Here is a 14697-nt window from a genome sequence, read left to right as displayed (position 1 = left end):
GGAAATCCTGCTCCTCCAGCTCCTATAATACCTGCATCCTTAATCTTTTTTAGTAAATCCATCATTACACCTCTCTTTCCTTTTAAAGTATTATAATATTTATCTATCATGCTACTTATGATATTATACTGTATTTTTTAAGCTGAGTAAAGAAATTTACAGTTGTTAATCCTTTACCTATCTTAGTCATATGATCTCGTAAATATTACGTAACTTTCACATCCTATTGCTATATAAAACAAAGAGCCATTTTAACAAATAAATAGCATCCATTCTAATCATAACAATCTATTTATGAGTCTTTCACTAAAATTATTTACCGAACTTGTACAAATATTTCATATAATCCAAACTTTGCATAAACCCTTGCCAATCAATTTAAGAATTTTCTACAGTAATATTTCCGTAGGTTTATAATTTGAACTAAATATTTATATGCTCTCACTTAACCAAATTAAACTTGTAGTTCCTCTATTACCAATTTTAGTGTATATTTCACTCTTATCATTATCTAAAATATTATTCTAAAAAAGAAGCATTAAATTAAACTCTCATTCCACTCAACGGAATCTACAATACCTACAATTGAAGCATCTGTTGGTATATCTATAGTATTACTTGCTTTTCTAGCTCCACTTCCTGTAACTACAATAACAATTTCATTAATGCCTGCGCCTACTGTATCTATGGCAACCATGGGTTCAGTTTGTATTATATTTTCTTTTTCATCTAGTTTCTTAACTATCAAAAGTTTATTACCTATGAGTTTTTCATGCTTCTGAGTAGAAACAACATTTCCCACTACTTTAGCTAAAAACATACTTACTTATTCTCCTTTTCTTAAAGTTTTTCAGCTACTAACAATACTTTACAGTTATATTATTATTATTTATATAATCTTTTGCTAAAGGAGTTATCAAAGCACCTTGCTTTACATTAATCTCCTTACAGCCATTAGCATTTGTCATAATATCTTTCATTGTTATAATCCCTGATAACATTCTCTTATGTTCAACTGTTTTCAGAGCATTTGAATCTGAAGATATTTCTGAAACATCAGAAACTGTTGGTGTATCTTTTACTTTTTCTACAGTATTATTTACCTGCTCCTGTACAGTATTGTTTACTGGTTTTGCACTTCCAAACCTACTATTTATTTGTTTTTCTACTATAGCACTAATTAAATTTTCCATATTCTCACTATTCACAGGTTCAGATTCACTTTTCTCAAAGCCATGTACAGTCCTGTGATTTATAAGAATACATTTTTCTTCAATAGCCTTTTTTAAGTTGCTTCCTTCTACAAAATTAATTCCTAAACTACTCAAAGTATCCTTGTAATTCAATATAAACTTATTATATGCTTTATTTTTATTAAGCCCTAAAGACACATTCGTAGGATTTTCAGGATCGAAACTATCTGTTACTGCAATTATTTCCTTATCCATCATGAGAGCCTCTGCTATCCCCGTAGTAACCAAATTATCCTGTATTCCAACTGCACATTTAGACAATGTATTCCTAGTCATTACAGGTATCACTACTAAGTCATCTGCTTTTATAGCATTAGTCAATTCTTCTTTAGATTCTATCAATTTTCCTTTTAAACTACTAATGTAACTTTCTGGAATAACACTTTTAGCATCTTCTGTCATAACTATATCGTATTTTATAATGCTCATGGAAGAGAGGGATTCAAATATTTCCTTTAAATTCACTTCTCCTCCAGTTATAAACAAAAGTGCTCTTTTGTTTAACATATTTACAATTTGAGTAACTATAGGCCTTAGTAAATCTTGAATATCCATTTACTCACCTCACTTATTTTTAAGTCATTTAGCCCTTAGCCGCACTTTAAAAATAACTTTCTAACTAAATTTAGTGTCATTCATAGCAATTCCCATAGGTGTTACTAAAAGGGGATCATGTGGTTTAATAGTCTTTATACCTGTATATTTTTCAAATACCTTTTCTATATCTTTTAAACAACAGGTTCCTCCAACTAGGTAAATTTCATTTACATCAAATCCCTTAACATGCTGAACAACTATATCCGCCATTTTTTCTACTACTGGCCTTACTAATGTAAACACTCTATTATAATTTTTTGCATCAACTTTATATTTTTCTGCTGATTCATAATCCATCTGAAGTGCCCCAGCTACAACTAAACTCAAATGATGTCCTCCTGTAGGTTCATCTGCAGAATACACTACTTCTCCATCTTGCAATATGGATATTCCTGTTGTTCCACCACCTACATCTACTACTGCACCATTTTTTATTTTTAAAACTTCAGAAGCTGCAGTTGGTTCATCTACTACATTACTTACCTGAAAATTTGCTGCTTCTACTACATTTTGAATAACCTTTGTATTACCTGAACTTATTCCTGGTGGTATAGCGGTAGCAGCATACAATAATTCTCTCTTTAAAGTACCCTCTAATTTATCTTTTAACTTTCTAAGTATAGTCACAGCATTTAGATATTCAACAACTATACCATCTCTAACTACGTTTGCCGAAAATAATTCTCCTGCCACTGGTCTATTATTTTTATCCAATACTGCTATAACAATATTAGAAGTACCTAAATCCACTCCAACTTTTAGTTTATCATCTTTACCTACTGCCCTAGGATTTTTCATGGCTTTTCCCATATCCATAATGAATGCATTAGCATCATCTAATATATTCTTTTCAGCTGGTTTTTTAGGTACACTTGCTTTTGCTTCTTCTTTTGAAGCTTCTTTTGGAGTTTCTTTTGGCACATCATTTTTTAAAGATTTTTTAGGTGGATCACTTACTCCTAACAAAATTTTTGAAAGCTTTCTTGCCATATCATCACCTGCTTATTTTATTATTCTAACTGAAGCATTATTTTTTATCTCACACGCATTAGCTTCATCTGTATCTATATGAAACTCTAAAGCGGATGTATTAGTTACTCTAACTAATACATTCTTGAAAATAACACCTTTATCTCCTTCAGTTTCTACACTTACTAACTGTCCATCTTTTACACCATAAACCTCTGCCTGCTCTGGTAACATATGAACGTGTCTATTAGCACATATAACTCCATTCTTAAGAACTATTGATCCCTTAGGCCCAATAACAGAAAGAGTTTCTGAATCTTTTAAATCTCCTGAATTTCTAACTGGTGCTTTTATACCAAGAGTACGTGAATCTGTTCTAGAAAGTTCAATTTGGCTGTAGCTTCTTATAGGTCCTAAAATTCTTACTTTAGGAAAGATAGCTTTTGCTCCTGCAATAGCAACAGTTTCATTTGCAGCAAATTGTCCTGGTTGTTTTACCGGACTTTTAACTGTTAATTCATATCCTTCCCCAAATAAACATTCTAAATGCTCTTTAGTCAAATGGATATGTCTGTTGGATACACCTATAGGTATGGAAAATCCATCCTTATCAATTTCAGCCTTAGGCTCAGGCTTAGTTCCAGTTACAATTTTAGCTACTATATCTTGTATTAATTTTTCATTTATTTCTACCATAATTCATCACTTTCCCATCTTTTTATAATGAAGGCATAAATGCCTTGGCTGTCCTTTTCTCCTAGGGCATGCAGGATCACGACATATATTACATACTTCATTATCTTTAGCATTCTTCTTTGAAGAAACATAATTTTCTGCCTTAGCTTTATCTTTAGCACTTGCTTCAAGATTAGAGTTATCTTTATCTGGCTCTGTAGCTTTCTCAGGAGCTGAATCTTCTTCTAGCTCTATAGCTTTCTCAGGAGTTGAATCTTCTTCTGGTTTTACATCTTCTTCAGGAGCTGAGTCTTCTTCTGGTTCTACAGCTTCTTCAGGAGTTGAATCTTCTTCTGGTTCTACAGCTTCTTCAGGAGTTGAATCTTCTTCTGGCTCTACAACTTCCTCAGGAGCTGAATCTTCTTCTGGCTCTACAACTTCTTCAGGAGTTGAGTCTTCTTCTGGTTCTACAACTTCTTCAGGAGTTAAGTCTTCTTCTGGCTCTGCAACTTCTTCAGGAGTTGAGTCTTCTTTTGGCTCTGCAACTTCTTCAGGAGCTGAACTTTCTTCTGGTTCTACAGCTTCTTCAGGAGCCGAATCTTCTTCTGGTTCTGCAACTTCTTCAGGAGCTGAACTCTCTTCTGGTTCTGCAGCTTCCTCAGGAGCTGAATCTTCTTTTAACTCTACAACTTCTTCAGGAGTTGAGTCTTCTTTTGGCTCTACAGCTTCTTGAAGAACTAAATCTTCCTGTGATTCTGGCTTCGCATCACAAATCAAATTTTCTTCTGGTTCTATCTTCTCAATCCCTACCGTTAAATCTGATTTTATAATTTTTTGTAAATTTTCTGCAGGTCTTGGAATAATAAGAGTCCCACATACTGTACCTATTCTTTCTGCACTTACTTTCCCTGCATCAATAGCAGCCTTAACTGCTCCTACGTCACCTTCTATTTTAATTGTTACAAGTCCTCCTGTTGTCAACTCATAACCTATAAGGGTCACATTAGCCGATTTTACACAACTATCTGCAGCTTCTATTGCTGCAGTCATTCCAATAGTTTCAATAACACCAATAGCTTCTCCATTCATCAAAATCCCCCCCTTGCTACATTATGGAGTAAATGCATAAATTTTTGAGAATAATTAAACTTCTTAAAAAACAGAAATGACTACAGATCTAATTATCTGTTGTTCTAATTTCTCATTACTTGCACTATAAATTGATTTCAAAGGTATAACTTTATAGAATCTTGAAGCGTTACACCCAATTATTCTATCTTTATTCTTTCATAAATTTTGAAGTCTTATATTAATAAGAGGGTGATTTTCTTTAAGTTTATCGCAATGAAGTACTGCTCCTATGGCTTTTCATTGCAACGGCTATCTCCATTATAGATTTTTTGAAGTTTTACAGGCAAACTTATTTGTTTTATTATAATCAAAAGTTACATTTTAAATTGATGTAGACTAATATTTTTTTACTGCTGCAACAATTTTCCTTCTGTAAATAACTCTACAAAATAATACAACTCACCTCATTATCTCTGGTATTTAAAATTTTAACACTACTCTCTAAATCTATGCTTTTATCACATTTCTTCTTTCATATGCTTCACTAGCTTCTCTAACAAGTTTAGCATTTAATTTAGCACCATACTTGCTTTCAAGTTCATTGGCTATTTCCAGCAATTCATGTTTTGTAGATTTATGAGGTTTTAAAGCATTATAAATTTCAATTACTCTAGCATCTGGAACCACAGTAAGTTCAGCTGCCCTTCTAAGATTTGCTGCAAGTTGAATATTTGCTACAGATTCTGCTATTTGAGCTTGATATAAAAGTGCTTCTTGAGTTATTTTTACATCGTCTGAAGTTATTTTCCCACTTAGTACATTTTCCAAATTTATATCACTTATAGCTTTACCTGTATTTGTCTTTATAAGATCTGGTCTTTTTTTACTTAAAGGATACTCTTTTTTACTTACAACTTCACAAGATTTTTTATCACCATAACATTCTTCAGATTTATGTTCTTCTTCACTATTTTGAATAGACTCCATATTCTTTAAAACTTCTTTAACTATTTGTTCTATTAAATCATTACTTTCCACATCTTCACCCCTATTCAAAATTTGCTTAAATCATAGTAAATCCGAAAATTTTTTATATATTTAATGGTACTTGTGAAAATAATTTTAAAATCATAATATAGTTTTAGGCTAAATGCTTATATTTCAAATTTGATGGGGTTTTAAATCAAAATTTATATTCTTCAATTCATCCCATCTTTTTGCTTCAACCCGATAACCTGTTCCAGGTCCCATATAATCATTTCTATCATTTATTGCACTTATAACATTATACTTTGCATCAAATATTGAAGACTGGTGCAAATAATCTCCTGTTACTCTTTGTTTAAACATATTGAGTATTCTTTCAGCAATATCAGCAAAGCCTCCTCTATGAAGTGCCTTAACTATATCTAATCCTGTAATGCCTTTATTTAATAATTCTTGAATGGCATTTAAATCCCCTTCTACATTTCTAGCTGGCATATCTCTGCTGCCATGGGCATAAGTTGCAGCTTCCACTTCTTCATCAGTTATAGATGGCAACCCTAATTCCTTAAACAAAACCTGAATTGCTTTAGCAGCTCTATTTCTAACTGCTATAACCTCTTCTTCTGCTACAGGCTTAAGACCCCCATCAATTCTTAAATCTCTTTGTAAGACCAACCAGTCATCGTAATCTTCTGCATTCCAATTAGAATTTGTAAACATATTATCGTAGCTTGGAGTAGAACTATACCCAGGACACACAAAATCAGCTCCAGGCAAAAATTGCATCATAGTTTTTGAAGTCTTTCTAATTTGAGAATTTGTAAAAATTTGTTCATCACCTGACACAACTTCTAAATCAAGCATTTCAATTATAAGGCTCTTTCCCAAGATTGCCCTTATACCTTCTGGTACTGCTGCTGAAACGCCTGCACCGTTTACTAATCCATTTTGCAATCCTTGAACTCCTGTACCTTTAGCCATCATTATGCACCTTGCTTCTAAATAAAGCATTGATTTTCCCTCTGAACAACCCATTTGAACTTCAGAACCAATGCTTGAAGAAAATCTCGTTTTAAATCCTTTTGAAGTATATGCTGAAGCTAAGAAAGACTTAGACCAAGGAGTATCATCACCCTCTACAAATGCACTTTCCGTACCATATACAGATATGGTCTCTACATAAGAAGCAAAACCAAGCATACCCAATTTAGTTTTTATATCATCCTCCAGTAAACACTGGGTTAGTACTCCGGGTCTTCCAGTTTGAGAGCCTATTAAAATGGAAATGGCATTAAAAAGAGTGTATCTTAATATGCCTGCCTTTGTTCCCATTTCTGCAAAGCCCCTAAGGGCTCCTTCTGCTGAATCTGCTGCAATTTGAATAGGATTATCTCTCAAATTAGTTACACATGCTTGGTTTGCAGGTGTTCTTCTGGCTCTCATTTTTTGAAGAGCCATCATCATTTCAACTATATTTAAATTATCAATTACTTCTACTAATTTTGCTGCTGTAAGTGAAGTAGTTATCTTTACAATTTCATCTCTGGAAATATTTATATCTACCATCATTCTAGCAATATCCAGTGAATCCATCGCCATAGACTTTTCCGCATTTTCTATATGGATTGAATGCTCTGCTAAAAAGATATCTATAAAATCAAAATCTTCCCGCTTTTTGCTATCCATTTCAATTATTCTTCCCTCTTCCACTTTAATAGTTGGAATTGGATTATTGGTACTTTCTATGGCTACAAGTCCTATTTCCGGCCATTCTCTCACAAAACCATCTTTATGAACTGACCCTTTTTCTAATACTTCAAATCTTTCAGATCTCCTCATTAATTTACACCACCCTCTTAGATATAAAGGTTTAGTAGTAGAAACAGAAATTTGTCCTATTATTGTAAAACAAACAAATTTATATTCTACTTCTCGGGCGGCAATTACTGATTGTGTAACAGCACTTAAAATCCAACTTATTTTATAATATACTAGATTAAATCTTAATCTCCATTAAAGTAGATTTTCTACTGCCCTTCTTTCATCAGATACATCTTTAGCAGTTACTTACATGATAATAACCTTAATTCTAACCCGTGTAATTTTAATTTAATGCCTCAACACCTACAGCTTTTTGTACAAATTCAACTATTGTTATGGAGCCCTTATCAGGCTATATTTATTTTTTAGTACATTACTCAATACAGGTCAAAATTTTTCAAATTATACTTTTACAATATTCATTTAAAACCTTTTCGATTAAATCATCATTTAACATAACTGCTTTTATTAATAACTAGACTTAACTTTATTAACCAATTTTAGGCAATATTTTTTCAACATCAGTGTGAGGTCTTGGAATAACATGTACTGATACAAGTTCTCCTACTCTCTTAGCTGAAGCAGCTCCTGCATCTGTAGCAGCTTTTACTGCTCCTACATCTCCTCTTACCATAACGGTTACAAGTCCTGAACCTATTTGTTCTTTTCCTATTAACTGAACATTTGCTGCCTTTACCATTGAGTCAGCAGCTTCGATAGCTCCAACTAATCCTTTTGTTTCAATCATTCCTAATGCTTCTTGTCCCATAAGAACACCTCCATGAAATTTAAAATTATTTTTATTAATATTTTTACATTACATATTGTATATCATTTTTAGATACTTATCTTGCAAAATATTGTTTAGTTTAATACCTATATTAACTATTTGAAATTGTATTTTTTATATATATTTATGTACTTTCTTTACATCTTCATATACTAACATAATATTGATAAACTTCAACATAGCAATGAAGAAACTTACAGAAATACATAAATAGTTTTAATAATACAATTTCAAAAACATAGAACAAAGCAAAGATTGTATCTGACAAATAGAATTATACAACATTTTATAAATAAAATCATTAAATTTTCGTAGATTATTTACTAATATCATTAGCAAATAAAAAAAACTTTTCCACATTTGTTTAAAAATTAGAATACTAACTTGAATTAAATAACACAAATACAATTATAAGTCAAATTATTCTTATTTTCTATTAATTGCTAATTAGATTATTTGTATTTATTTATCCTTTAGTTCTAAATTAAATATAAGTTAAAAGTATAGAGTGTGGACAAAGTCCACACTCTTACCTATAATCAATAATATTTCTTTAACTCTTGCACATCATAACAATAAACCCACATCAATTACATTTACATATTATAGATAAGCTATTTTCTTGACTTATACTTTGTATGTAATAATTCATGGGATTTATGACCTAGAGGTTCCTTCAAAAATTCATCATATATCTTCTTTATAGATGGATTTTCATGTGATTTCCTGTATTCAAGATTCGAATCATGACTATAGAGTCCTTTCTTTCTTCCATCATAAGCTACTTCCTTATCTGATTCAAATATAACTTTAGGTTGTCCGCCTCCACTTATACATCCCTGTGGACATGTCATAACCTCTATAAAATGAATATCACATTTACCTGCTTTTACCTGCTCCATAACCTCTTTTGCATGTTTTAATCCTGAAACTACTCCTACTTTTAATTTTACATCCCCTAAATCCACTTCTGCAGTTCTAAAACCTTCTCCCCCTCTTACCATAGTAAGATCTACATTTGGTATAGGTTTTTTAGTATACAGTTCATACCCTGTCCTAAGAGCTGCTTCCATAACTCCACCAGTTAAACCAAATATGGTTCCCGCTCCAGTGTACATTCCAAGAGGATTATCAAATTCTTCATCTTCAAGAGAATCAAAATCAATATTAGCATCTTTTATTAAATAAGCTAGTTCTCTTGTAGTTATAGCTACATCTATATCTCTATATCCACTGTCTTGCATTTCCTCTCTTGAACTTTCAAATTCTTTACAAGTACAAGGCATAATAGATACATTATATATTTTAGCTGAATTTACTTCATTCACTTTAGCTCCGTAAGTTTTAAAAACAGCGCCAGCCATCTGCTGTGGGGACTTACAGGTAGAAAGATGATCTAAAAGTTCTGGATAAGTCTGTTCTACATATTTAACCCACGCAGGACAACAAGAAGTAAACATTGGCAAAGTTCCACCTTCTGTTAGTCTTTTTAATAATTCGCTACCTTCTTCCATTATAGTAAGATCTGCTGCAAAGTTTGTATCATATACCCTATCAAATCCAAGTTTTCTAAGTGCAGCTGCCATTTTTCCCTCACTTAAAGTTCCAAGAGGCAATCCAAAGTCTTCTCCTATGGCAACCCTTACAGCAGGTGCACACTGTACGATTTTAAGTACATCTGAATTTTTCAATATTTCCTTAATCTTCTTTACTCTACTTGTACTATAAGCTGCAAATAAAGGCTCATCTACATTATATAATAATCCTCTATCAAACAATTTTTTACTCATAGGAGTAGGCACATCATCATATGCGGATTGGTAACCCTTACACGTTTGAATACATTGTCCACACATAACACATTTTTCCATGTCTATTGTTTGAGGTTTACCTTGTTCCCCTTGTATTGCATCTACAGGACATACTTCTGCACAGCGTCTACAACCTGTACATAATTCTTTGTCTATATTTATCATGGGAGTATTAGTTGGCATATCTAACATTCCTTTCTCTACTAAATTTTTATCACCTACAAATCAAACCCAATCATTTTCCCAAAGCTATCTTAATATTACAATCCTTTTCATTTTCATTACAATCCAATACTTTTAAAGCATCTTTTGGACATTCTTTAACACAAGCTGGCTCTCCGCCTTCTTCCTTACATAAATTACATTTGTAAGCTGCTAATCTGATTTTAGGTTTAATTTTTCCTGTAACTACCTCGCTTTCAATTCTAGGTAACAAATTCACTGTACCTACTGGGCATACTATAGTACATGTTCCACAACCGATACATTTATTTTCATGTACAATCATAGTCCCATCTTTCTCAACTATGGCATTAACAGGACAAGCATTTTTGCAAGGTGCATCCTCGCACTGTCTACACTGTACAGGCATTACAATATTTTCATCTCTTACGAGAAATAATGCCGGAGCTACCTCGCTGTTCATAGTTCCAATAGTCTGTCCTTGACCACTTTCTCTATGTTTTGCAGCACAAGCAATTTCACAAGCTCTACAGCCTATGCACTCAGCTGGATTTGCTATTACAAAAGAATTCATATCTGATTTCATTTAACTTACCACCCTTCTTTATTTTCTGTAATGTAAGTGTGTCAGATCACACATTTTCAAATACATCTTTTATATCTTTAGCTGCAATTCCTCTTTTACAACTATTACAAAGAAGCTTTTCAGGCTGTTCTACTCCCAGTTTGTCATAAGCATATTTGATATGTTCTTCCGTAGCAAAATATTCTCCACAGCAATCGCACTTAGCCATTTTAAATTTTCTATTCCAGATTTCTCTTTCATCATCTTTGTCTGTAACTTTTATTGCGTTAGTTGGACATACATTAGCACAAGAAGCACAACCTATACAATCTGGTGAAGGTTCATGATATGCAGTAGCCACTTCCTTAAATATGCCTCTGTCAACTGTAGATATTGCACCAGTACCTAATTCCTTACAAGCCTTTGCACAAAGTCCACATAGAACACAATTTTCTTCTGGATTAAGCTTAAATCTTTTTACTCTTTTTTCTTCTACACCTAAATCTTTAGCAAGTTTTGCTATTTCCTTATTCTCAGGACATCGTGCCTGAAGCAACATAATTATATTTTTTCTCATTCTCTTTATTTTATCTGAATTAGTTATAACCTCTACTTCTCTACTTACAGGGAATATACAAGAAGTTACAATCTTTGAACGATTTCCTTCTACAACTTCCACTATACAAAGTCTACAACTAGCCAATCCAGGCAATGCATCACTATGACAAAGTGTAGGTATATATATGCCATTCCTTCTGGCTATTTCTAATATAAATTCTCCACGTTCAGCACTACAAACCTTTCCATCTATTACAATATTCATAATTTACATTCACCTCCCTATAAAACTTTAACAGCATCAAATCTACAAATATTCATACAGTTACCACATTTTACACAATTACTTGCATCTATTTCATGAGGTTTTTTAATTTCTCCTGTAATACAGTTACCAGGACAATTTTTCTTACACAAATCGCATCCAATACACTTATCTGCATCTATAGCGAAAGTAGTAAGATCTTTACAAACTCCTGCCCTACATCTCTTATTTTTTATGTGCTCTTCAAATTCATCTCTAAAATATCTAATAGAAGCTCTTACTGGGTTTGCTGCACTCTTACCAAGACTGCATAGAGATGCCTGACTTGTCATGGAACATATTTCAAGCATTCTTCTTACTCCTTCTCTACAAGGCACACATTTTCCACAGGATTCTTCAGCTAAGAAGCTTAAATAATATCTTGTTACATCAACTATACAGGTTCTGTCATCCATTACAATCATACCACCAGAACCCATCATAGAATCTGCTTTATCTAAAGTATCATAATCTACCGGTAAATCTAAATATTCTGCCGGTAAACATCCTCCAGAAGGTCCTCCTATTTGAACTGCTTTAAACTTTCTGTCATTTAGTACTCCCCCGCCTATATCATATATTATCTCTCTAAGAGTGGTTCCCATTGGTACTTCCACAAGTCCTGTATTTTTAACCTTTCCAACCAAGGAAAACACCTTTGTTCCCTTGCTGTCTTCCATACTACCTATGGAATGATACCATTCTCCTCCCTTTTCAATTATTATAGGCACATTAGCCCAGGTTTCTACATTATTTAAAACAGTAGGCTGACCCCATAAACCCTTTTCTGTAGTATGGATATATTTAGCTCTAGGTTCTCCTACCATACCTTCTATTGATGACATAAGAGCAGTAGACTCACCACATACAAAAGCTCCTCCACCTCTTACTATCTGTATATCAAAGGAAAAACTGCTTCCCAATATATTTTCACCTAAAAATCCCTTTTCTCTAGCTTTATCTATAGCAGTCTGCATATTTTTTATAGCAAGTCCATATTCATCTCTTATATAAGCAAATCCCTGATTGGCTCCCACAGCATAGGCACATATAGTCATACCTTCTACAACGTCACTAGGATCACTTTCCATTATACTTCTATCCATGAATGCTCCTGGATCTCCTTCGTCTCCATTACACACTACATACTTAGGAGTTACATCAATATCTGCAGCAGTTTTCCATTTACGAGCTGTTGAAAATCCTGCTCCACCTCTTCCTCTGAGACCGGATATAGATATTTCTTTAATTACTTCTTCTGGCTTCATTTCAAATATTACCTTTTTTAAAGCCTTATATCCTCCTCTTTCAATGTAATCTTCTATACTAGTTGGATCTATTTCGCCAGCATTTCTAAGGGCAATTTTATGCTGCCTCCTATGAAATTCACTTTCATGATAATTTTCTAATCTCTTCTTTGTAGTTGGTTCAACATACAATAATTTATTAATAATCTCACCTTTTATCAATGTCTTCTCAACTATATCTTTTACATCTTTAACTTCAACCTTAAAATAGCCTATATTATCTGGATATATTTTAACTACAGGTCCTTTTTGACAAATTCCATTACATCCAGTAGATTTTACTTCAGGTAATACCTCTATATCTGCATTTAATTCTTTTATTTCCTTTTTCAGTTCTTCTACAACTAATAGACTATCTTTAGCTATACATCCTGTTCCACAACACACATAAACTTTCTTTTTGTTGTCCATTATTCTCCACCCCTATACTTATCAATAATTTCTCCCACCATCTTAGGTGTTAAATTACCATAGTACTTATCATTAATCATCATAACAGGTGCCAATGCACACGCACCAATACAGTTAACTGTATTGATTGAAAATTTAAGATCTTCAGTAGTTTCTCCTTGTTTAATTCCTAGTGCTTTTTCAAGCTCATCTAGTACAACCACAGAACCAGCAACGTGACAGGCTGTTCCATCACATACTGTTATTATATTGTCCCCTTTTGGAGTAAGACTTAGTGCCTTGTAAAAAGTAACCATACTATACAATCTACTAACAGGAGTATCTAAATATTTAGCTAAATTTTCTAGCGATTCCTTGGGTATATACTTATACTTTCTCTGTATATCCTGCAGTATAGCAAGCGTAAATCTCTGCTCTTTAGGATATTTTTCAATCACATCTTGTCCAGATAAATTATCCTTTGAATTTTGCTCTAATGTAGTTGACATTAAATACTTCACCCTCCCACTTAAATATTAATTTTAATTTCATTAAATAAGTTTTACATAAAGCTTTTTGTTTTACTTCCAATATTCACATAAAGAATTTTAGCCATGAGTATAAATGCCTTTTATATTTTATAATGGAAATTACAAAATTTTATAAAAAACTTCATCAACCTTAAAACTGGATATTGGCATTAATCATCCACATTGTTTACATTGTTAATATGTAGACAATCTACTCAGTTTTAAGTATACCATGTTTTTTTAATAAATAAAAGATTAAATGATACGATTATTATTACATATAATATTTTAATATATATTCATATTAATTCTACAATATTCACTAAATTTGCTTAATTCGATGAATTTACTCAATATTTTCTCAAAACTATACATTCTCTATTCCACATTCCATTGTACTTTATTGATAATTAAACTTGTATAATTTTAAGTTTTAATATTTCAAATTTTATTAAAAATTTAGAATTCTGCAATAGCCTTGCTATTTTGTAATCATCTACATTGTTAACATGTAGACAATACTTGCGACTTAAGTATATCATGTTTTTTTAATAAATAAAATACTAAATAATGTGGAAATTTCTTTAGATTAATACTAATTTAACTAACAATCAATTTCTCGCCAACTATATAGTGACAAAGCTTGTACTGTTGATATAATTTTCCTTTCATCTATATAATTATATCCAAAATAAAAGTGTATCCAAAATTTCGGATACACTAATCTATTCAATATACACATTATAATTATTTATTATTTTATTTTTCATATAATTGATAAACAACATAGTTGATTCCAATATATTATATCCCCTCAAAATTGCACAGTAAATATTATTGTTTGGTCAAGCCCTCGACCTATTAGTATCAGTCAGCTTAACATGTT

13 protein-coding genes are annotated in these 14697 nt (G+C 32.3%); all 13 read right to left on the bottom strand.

Features of this window, described 5'->3' with window-relative positions:
- Positions 1 to 538: 538 nt before the first annotated feature.
- The 13 genes from ACJDU8_RS23910 to nuoE all read right to left on the bottom strand — a co-directional run bounded on the left by ACJDU8_RS23910 (position 539) and on the right by nuoE (position 13790).
- Positions 539 to 820, bottom strand: coding sequence for a EutN/CcmL family microcompartment protein (locus ACJDU8_RS23910; RefSeq protein ID WP_011989415.1), 282 nt, complete (start codon positions 818 to 820; stop codon positions 539 to 541).
- A gap of 37 nt (positions 821 to 857) precedes the next feature.
- The gene (locus tag ACJDU8_RS23905) at positions 858 to 1808 is read right to left on the bottom strand and encodes a flavoprotein (protein ID WP_406794688.1); all 951 of its coding nucleotides are present in this window, start codon (positions 1806 to 1808) and stop codon (positions 858 to 860) included.
- A gap of 60 nt (positions 1809 to 1868) precedes the next feature.
- Positions 1869 to 2840 (bottom strand): ethanolamine utilization protein EutJ, encoded by a 972-nt coding sequence (gene eutJ / locus ACJDU8_RS23900; protein ID WP_406794687.1) that lies wholly within the window; start codon positions 2838 to 2840, stop codon positions 1869 to 1871.
- 12 nt (positions 2841 to 2852) lie between these two features.
- Complete coding sequence (locus ACJDU8_RS23895) at positions 2853 to 3515, bottom strand: phosphate propanoyltransferase (RefSeq protein WP_406794686.1); 663 nt, start codon at positions 3513 to 3515, stop codon at positions 2853 to 2855.
- 6 nt (positions 3516 to 3521) lie between these two features.
- Positions 3522 to 4583, bottom strand: coding sequence for a BMC domain-containing protein (locus tag ACJDU8_RS23890; protein ID WP_406794685.1), 1062 nt, complete (start codon positions 4581 to 4583; stop codon positions 3522 to 3524).
- A gap of 489 nt (positions 4584 to 5072) precedes the next feature.
- Positions 5073 to 5603: a diol dehydratase small subunit gene (locus tag ACJDU8_RS23885; protein WP_406794684.1), complete on the bottom strand. Its 531-nt coding sequence runs from the start codon at positions 5601 to 5603 to the stop codon at positions 5073 to 5075.
- Between the two features lie 123 nt (positions 5604 to 5726).
- Positions 5727 to 7391: a propanediol/glycerol family dehydratase large subunit gene (locus ACJDU8_RS23880; RefSeq protein ID WP_406794683.1), complete on the bottom strand. Its 1665-nt coding sequence runs from the start codon at positions 7389 to 7391 to the stop codon at positions 5727 to 5729.
- 472 nt (positions 7392 to 7863) lie between these two features.
- On the bottom strand, positions 7864 to 8142 hold the full coding sequence (eutM, locus tag ACJDU8_RS23875; RefSeq protein ID WP_011989408.1) for an ethanolamine utilization microcompartment protein EutM: 279 nt from the start codon (positions 8140 to 8142) through the stop codon (positions 7864 to 7866).
- 635 nt (positions 8143 to 8777) lie between these two features.
- Positions 8778 to 10157, bottom strand: a complete 1380-nt coding sequence (locus tag ACJDU8_RS23870; protein WP_406794682.1) for a [FeFe] hydrogenase, group A — start codon at positions 10155 to 10157, stop codon at positions 8778 to 8780.
- A 52-nt stretch (positions 10158 to 10209) separates the two neighbouring features.
- Positions 10210 to 10743: a 4Fe-4S dicluster domain-containing protein gene (locus ACJDU8_RS23865; protein WP_406794681.1), complete on the bottom strand. Its 534-nt coding sequence runs from the start codon at positions 10741 to 10743 to the stop codon at positions 10210 to 10212.
- A 46-nt stretch (positions 10744 to 10789) separates the two neighbouring features.
- Entirely contained in the window at positions 10790 to 11545 is a 756-nt protein-coding gene (locus ACJDU8_RS23860) for a 2Fe-2S iron-sulfur cluster-binding protein (RefSeq protein ID WP_406794680.1), read from the bottom strand.
- A 17-nt stretch (positions 11546 to 11562) separates the two neighbouring features.
- Positions 11563 to 13302, bottom strand: a complete 1740-nt coding sequence (locus tag ACJDU8_RS23855) for an NADH-ubiquinone oxidoreductase-F iron-sulfur binding region domain-containing protein (RefSeq protein WP_406794679.1) — start codon at positions 13300 to 13302, stop codon at positions 11563 to 11565.
- Positions 13302 to 13790: an NADH-quinone oxidoreductase subunit NuoE gene (gene nuoE / locus ACJDU8_RS23850; protein ID WP_406794678.1), complete on the bottom strand. Its 489-nt coding sequence runs from the start codon at positions 13788 to 13790 to the stop codon at positions 13302 to 13304. The genes ACJDU8_RS23855 and nuoE overlap by 1 nt, the downstream gene beginning before the upstream one ends.
- Between the last annotated feature and the right edge of the window lie 907 nt (positions 13791 to 14697).

The sequence above is a fragment of the Candidatus Clostridium eludens genome (assembly GCF_045310515.1).
GTDB lineage: Bacteria > Bacillota > Clostridia > Clostridiales > Clostridiaceae > Clostridium_B > Clostridium_B eludens.
The sequence above is the reverse complement of the archived record's forward strand: the minus strand, read 5'-3'. Positions and strand labels throughout refer to the sequence as shown.